Source organism: Heliophilum fasciatum (assembly GCF_004341395.1).
Classification (GTDB): Bacteria; Bacillota; Desulfitobacteriia; order Heliobacteriales; family Heliobacteriaceae; genus Heliophilum; species Heliophilum fasciatum.
Window position 1 is genome coordinate 21,041 of sequence record NZ_SLXT01000031.1, and the last position, 6,000, is coordinate 27,040.

General features: G+C 46.6%; 7 protein-coding genes and 1 pseudogene. 4 read left to right on the forward strand and 4 right to left on the reverse strand.

The features are described 5' to 3' along the window. Positions 1 to 527: 527 nt before the first annotated feature. From EDD73_RS12755 to EDD73_RS12770, 4 genes are all read right to left on the reverse strand, one after another. Positions 528 to 839 (reverse strand): hypothetical protein, encoded by a 312-nt coding sequence (locus EDD73_RS12755; protein WP_131920525.1) that lies wholly within the window; start codon positions 837 to 839, stop codon positions 528 to 530. 848 nt (positions 840 to 1,687) lie between these two features. Beyond that, positions 1,688 to 1,969 (reverse strand): hypothetical protein, encoded by a 282-nt coding sequence (locus EDD73_RS12760; RefSeq protein WP_131920527.1) that lies wholly within the window; start codon positions 1,967 to 1,969, stop codon positions 1,688 to 1,690. Continuing rightward, complete coding sequence (locus EDD73_RS12765) at positions 1,962 to 2,669, reverse strand: hypothetical protein (RefSeq protein WP_131920529.1); 708 nt, start codon at positions 2,667 to 2,669, stop codon at positions 1,962 to 1,964. Before EDD73_RS12765 ends, EDD73_RS12760 begins: the two co-directional genes overlap by 8 nt. A 13-nt stretch (positions 2,670 to 2,682) precedes the next feature. After that, a complete protein-coding gene (locus tag EDD73_RS12770) occupies positions 2,683 to 3,111 on the reverse strand; it encodes a phBC6A51 family helix-turn-helix protein (protein WP_131920531.1) in 429 nt (142 codons plus the stop codon). A 93-nt stretch (positions 3,112 to 3,204) separates the two neighbouring features. Between EDD73_RS12770 and tnpA the strand changes: the two genes are divergently transcribed. The 4 genes and pseudogenes from tnpA to EDD73_RS12795 all read left to right on the forward strand — a co-directional run bounded on the left by tnpA (position 3,205) and on the right by EDD73_RS12795 (position 5,721). Continuing rightward, positions 3,205 to 3,498: an IS66 family insertion sequence element accessory protein TnpA gene (gene tnpA, locus EDD73_RS12775; protein WP_131920534.1), complete on the forward strand. Its 294-nt coding sequence runs from the start codon at positions 3,205 to 3,207 to the stop codon at positions 3,496 to 3,498. Then, positions 3,492 to 3,854: an IS66 family insertion sequence element accessory protein TnpB gene (tnpB, locus tag EDD73_RS12780; RefSeq protein ID WP_165876511.1), complete on the forward strand. Its 363-nt coding sequence runs from the start codon at positions 3,492 to 3,494 to the stop codon at positions 3,852 to 3,854. Before tnpA ends, tnpB begins: the two co-directional genes overlap by 7 nt. 44 nt (positions 3,855 to 3,898) lie before the next feature. Beyond that, positions 3,899 to 4,915: pseudogene (tnpC, locus tag EDD73_RS12785) on the forward strand (IS66 family transposase); the annotation flags it as partial. A gap of 443 nt (positions 4,916 to 5,358) precedes the next feature. After that, entirely contained in the window at positions 5,359 to 5,721 is a 363-nt protein-coding gene (locus EDD73_RS12795; RefSeq protein WP_131920541.1) for an IS66 family transposase, read from the forward strand. Positions 5,722 to 6,000: the final 279 nt, after the last annotated feature.

Here is a 6,000-nt window from a genome sequence, read left to right on the forward strand (position 1 = left end):
TGGTCTAAAAACATTTTGCCTCCGATCAGATATTGGCGTTGAAAGTATTGTTGGACGATGTTTGCTATTCCTTCTGTACTAACATACTCCTGGAAACAATAAAGAGGAATTTGTTATAATATGTATTGAAATAGAAGCTCGAATGGAGTTGACTTAAGTTGATAGCGAATCAAACCCTTAAAGTTACTCCTGAAAAATCAGTCTCTGTTTTCAGTTATATTTCGTTAGCCATAAGCGGCTACTTGTACTACTCATTCTAAATTTCTTTATTCAGCCGATACCGTTGAGTCCAGTCTCGTTCTTCCGTTTTGCAGTGTTCTTCCCGTTGTTCATAAGTCCAATCGGGATTATCGCAGGTTAATTAGGATATCGAAGAAGCAAGGATAAATATGCAAAGTGGGGGATGATTTCTAACGCAGTTCTATTTTTCTTCCCCCATCTTTATTGGGTTTTAGGTACAGTATTTTTCGGACCATAGTGCTTGCGTTATTATACATACCACGGCGATGCTTTGTAGGATATCTCTCTTAACTCGGCATCATATCTTCTTTTATCCATTGCAATCTACAATCCCGACAAAGGAAGTCCCTTGTTAAAAAGGGGTTTACCCTAAAATACCAAGCATAATAGATTAGGCCAGGTATTACTCCTGTGACGAGTATAAGGATCACCCATAAAAAAGATTTCAGTACAAACATTACTCCTTCGGTTTTGGCATTGAAAATAACTCTTTTCGAACCACATCTGGGGCAAGGAACCCATGTAAGCTCCCATGGTTTTTCATTATGTGTGATAAATTCTCTAAATTCTTTTGAGAGAGCAAAGTCAATTTCGTTCACTTGATATCCCTCCCTAACTTACTAACTATTTTCAACAAACTTTATCCAAATCCTTCAATGGAATATGATGTTGTACGGAGAGAAAATCATAAGCAGCTTCAGGCCACACTTCCCCCGTTGACTTCCTACCCCACCAGAGCGATACTCACCCTGCGGCCACCACTGGCCGACGCCAAGGGACAGCGGATTTGAAACCCACTGCCCCATCAACTTCATAGCGTCAACACAGGAAGGACGGTTTGCCCCTACCCTTCCGTAACAGAATAGCGATCACCGCGTTATCTCCTCAACGGCTGAGTTTCAACAACAGAATAATAATCATTAACTTCGTGTAATTATGGTGTTATGACAACCAATAAAAATTACAACGAAGAACCCGACTTTGCAGTTATCAAAGAACATCGTAACCTACGCTCCTCAGTTACTACGCCGACTCGCTGTACCAATACCGCTTCTTCCTCTTCCGGTCCTTACTACACGTCGCCATCACGCCAACATGTTCCGACGACATCTCACGACGGCACCGCAGTTTCCACTGCCCTTCGTTCAAAGCCGGGTATTCAGTGCGGCTGACTTTCCAGTAGCTCTCGCGAATACTATAGAGTGGCCAGCCACGGCATAGCAGTGCTTGGCGATGGTCAACGATAAGCTACCCGTCAAATTGACGGCAAGCTCTACGCCCCTTGGCATCGTACAGCGGTGGTTGGCGATTTCCAGCGTAGTCACGATTCATCAATTTGATGATTTGTCGGCAGCGTTAGCACAGTCCCACAACGACGAAAAAAGCGAAAAGGCGTTAGCCCTCCCGCTTCCCAGTTATGAAGTTATCGATTATTTCATTGGCCACGCTACTTATCCATCCGTCGCGCTTCCTCCGCCATTTGATAACCAAGGCGAATCAGCGTTAAGCCGTCGGGTTCCTTCTCCCCTGCTTTTAACGGAATGATCGGTGGCTTCGCTTTAGCAGCTTCCTTCTCCTTCGCTTCCCGCTTCTGATTTGATCGCTCATAACCCAGCGCCATCAACTCAATTGGGGTTAATGCTTTCATCGCGACTTCTTCTCCATCCTCAACGAGAATCTTCATCAGATCTCCATTGGCGTTGGCGCGATACTTCCAAACTTTACTCATGTTTAGCCGCCTCCTTTTCTTCCGCTTGTTTTTTCTCTAATTCTTTGCAACGATCGTGAGCCTGTAGTTCATTCCACAGCATCTCACCGGTCTGCGAATAATACCACACCCACCATGGCACAGCGCCGGTTCCGAAGGCGTTGTCAATCTCCTGCTCCAGCGGTGCGATGGTCTTGTCCACTCCGGTGTAGGCGTTGGTAATCCAGTACATCGGGAATGTGGTGCGGTCAGGCTTGAACTCATCGGCACCGACTGCTTCTGCCGCGGCTTTCATCTGATCATAGGTAATACCGGCTTCCCGCTTTTTACTGTTGATTTTCCGATAAAACATCAACATCTCCGCTTTCATCTTCCGCGCTTCCAGGATTAACGCCTTGTATTCTTCCACAATCCGTTCAATCTCCAATGAGCGAACGTGGCTCAGTTCCGGCAATCGCTCCCGTAACATCATGAGCCGCCGCGTCTTGACCGCTTCAATCCGTTCATCAAAGTCCGCAATATCACGGCTTACCCGCTCTAACGCACGCTTCTTCTTGGTCACTTCGGCATGCGGTGCGTCGTTTAGCAGCAACTCGCTGTACTCCTGTTGCCACGTTTCTTTCCGCTCGATCATCTCTTTCTTTTCCTGAATCATCGCGTCGACCTTAGCCTGTAGGCGATAGGCTTCATCGTTGAACTCGTTAAATAATTGTTGAAACATCATGTATTCCTCCTTAGTTGTTATTGTCTAACTCGGCTAACTGGCGCTTCAATTCATCAATCTCCCGTTCGATAGCTTCATCGCTGCGTTCTTCATCGAAGTGCTGTGTGGCCACGATGTTGTGCTGTTCCTTCAGGATGCCAAGGCTTTTGAGCACGAGTTCCGTATGTTTCCCTGAGCCATCGACGGCTTTCTGCACGGTCGTATTCATCACATCGGCCAGTTTTTCATTGACGCTTTGTAGCACGCGCCGCTGAACTTCCCGTTGAAAGTTCTCCTCGGCACGCCAGCGACGGAGCGTTTTGTCATTTACGCCACAGATATCAGCAATCTGGCCGAGCGTATAGCCACCGCTCTGGGGCTGGCTGAGTAATTCGATGGCCTGGCGCATCTCATAGGTGAACTGCTTGCGACGGATAAGGTAATTCGGGCTGTCAGTCATGATGTTTGTAAGCGCTTAATATACGGGTGCATGGTAAGCCGGCGCTGACTATGTGAGAATATCTCCATTGAAGCCAGGAATGGAGGTATTGTCGTGACCCCGCAAGAAAAAGAAGCGCTCGTTGCCGAATGTCGAGCCAGTGGTACGACAGCGAAAGCATGGTGTGAAGAAAAAGGGATTCCGTATGGGCGATATATGAACTGGGCCAGGGAAGTTAACAGAAAAGCAAATCATGACCCCCAGCAATGGGCCGATGTAACCCTGGTGAAAGAGCAACCCTGCGATGAAATCAAGATTCAATGCGGAAAATGGTCCATCGGTATCAAATCCGGATTCGATTCGAACGTGCTCACGGAAGTACTCAAAGCCATGGATACCGTATGCTAAAGGATATCCGAAGCTATGATGGGATTTATTTAGCCTGTGGGTCGACGGATTTACGGCGATCCGTCGATGGATTAGCCATCATTGTCAAGCAGGAATTCAAGATGGACCCCTTTGGAAACTATCTCTTTCTGTTTTGCAACGGAAACCGGAATCGACTCAAAGCGTTAAGCTGGGATCGTACCGGATTTTCGTTATATTACAAGCGACTTGACGGGGCCGGTGCTCGCTTTCAATGGCCCAAAGAACCATCCGATGTACGGAACATCACCGTGAAGCAACTTCGCCGGCTGATGGACGGTCTGACCATCGACCCACCGCAAGGTTTTCGCGAAGTCACCGCCCGGGATTTCTGTTAACAAAATCGATCGATAGTCATGCTTTTCCATGATATACTTAGGCCATGAAAACGATGGATAAGACGGGCCTTTCGCCCGATGTAACTGCATATATCTCCAAACTCGAAGCACAAGTCCAAGAACAGTCGGTGCGTATCGATCGACTGACGGACATTGTAGCCAAATTTCAAAAGACCATGTACGGCCAATCCAGTGAAAAAAGCAAGTATGTGGTCTCTGGAGAAAATGGGCTCCAGATTGCCCTGTTCAACGAAGCGGAGGCCGAAGCCAAAAGCAAAGCACCGGAGCCGGACAAGGTCGCGATTTCTGGGTACACACGTAAGCCCAAGCGCACGAAAGAAGAACTGGCTGCGGAACTTCCTGTCGTAGAGATTTTCTGTGAGTTGGATAAAGCAACGCTGGCTTGTAATGAATGCGGCGGAACTATGCGGGATCTGGGCAAAGAAATGGTCCGGGAAGAACTCGAGATCATCCCCGCGCAGGTACGCTTGCTTCGTTATGTCCGGCATAGCTATGTCTGCGAAAGCTGTGAGAAAGAAACCGGTGAAGCCACCATTGTAAAAGCCCCGACACCGGCACCGGTCATCAAACGGAGCCTGGCTTCCGCATCCACAGTGGCTCATGTGATGTATCAGAAATATGTCAACGGCCTGCCGCTGTACCGGCAGGAAAAAGACTGGGCGAATCACGGGATTGTTCTTTCCCGGGCGACGCTGGCCAACTGGATCATTCGGTCTGCCACCGATTGGCTTATGCCCATCGGGGAACGAATGAAGTCCCATCTGCTTGCGCAGCCGGTGGTTCATGCCGATGAATCGGTCATTCAGGTCCTAAAAGAAGAAGGAAAGAAGCCGTCATCGGAGTCCCGGATGTGGGTATATTGCTCCGGCAATACCGGTACACCGCCGGTGGTGCTGTTTGAATATCAGCCCACACGTTCCGGTGAGCATGCGCGACGGTTTTTGCGTGGATTTCAGGGATACTTGCAAACCGACGGGTACAGCGGCTATGACAAAGTGGCGAATGTCACTCGTTGTGGCTGCTGGGCTCATTATCCAAGAAATATGATTATCCGGGAAGAATTTCTGAAAGCAGCATAAACACGGGCTCTATCTGACATCTTCTCGAATAACGATTACCTCCTTTGGAATGGAATTATAAAACATTATGTTGGATTCGGGTGTTCCAATTATAGTCATAAAAAATTTCCTTGGGCATGCATCAATTCAAACAACGCAGATTTATGCGGAATTATCACAGAACACAGTGGACGAGCACTTGAAAGAATGGAATGAAAAATGGTTCTCCCATGATTCTGAGGCAATGAAAGAATCGAAAGAAAAATGAAATACCAGATTTCTTAAATGTTTAATCAAAAAGCAGACGTAGATTATCCGAGAAAAAGAACAAAACCTCTTATCCTTATGCGGTTTTTAGTGATTCTTCTCGGATAATCATATTTCTTGGATAATGGGACTTATTCGAGAAGTAAGATAAGTCCCACTTGCGGCGCAAGTATCAAGAAGCGATGCCGAAGAACGAAACCATCGGCTCCGCTGCTGCTGTAGGATTTACCTACTGCAATCAACTCTTTTCCATTGAGAAAGAGATCGCATCACTCACGCCGGAAGAACGGCAATATCAGCGTCAGAAACGATCCAAGCCCGTTCTTGAGGCCTATTGGTCATGGGTGGAATCCGTTCATGCGCTAAAGGGCTCCAAGTTGGCCGAAGCCATCACCTATTCTGTGAATCAAAAAGTCTCATTGAACACATTTTTGGAAGATGGGCGCATTGAATTGTCGAATAATCGTGCTGAAAATGCGATCCGCCCCTTTGTCATTGGCCGTAATTATGTGCTCACTTAAATTATGTGCTTACTTGGGATTATAACGTGGTAGTAACAGCCAATACTTAAAGTAAAAAGGGATGTTGCTACCATGCCATATGTATTCGTACCATTACCTGTTAAGTTGAATCTAGATCAATTCAGGACATTTATGGAGGAACAGGAATACAAAGAGAGTACAATTTTAAAATATCATACGTATGCTTCACGATTTCTACGATCAAGTTTCTATGATATGAATAATCCTGACCTTAAATATCAGATAGACGAATTCTTAAAAAAAAATGAATCATCCTTA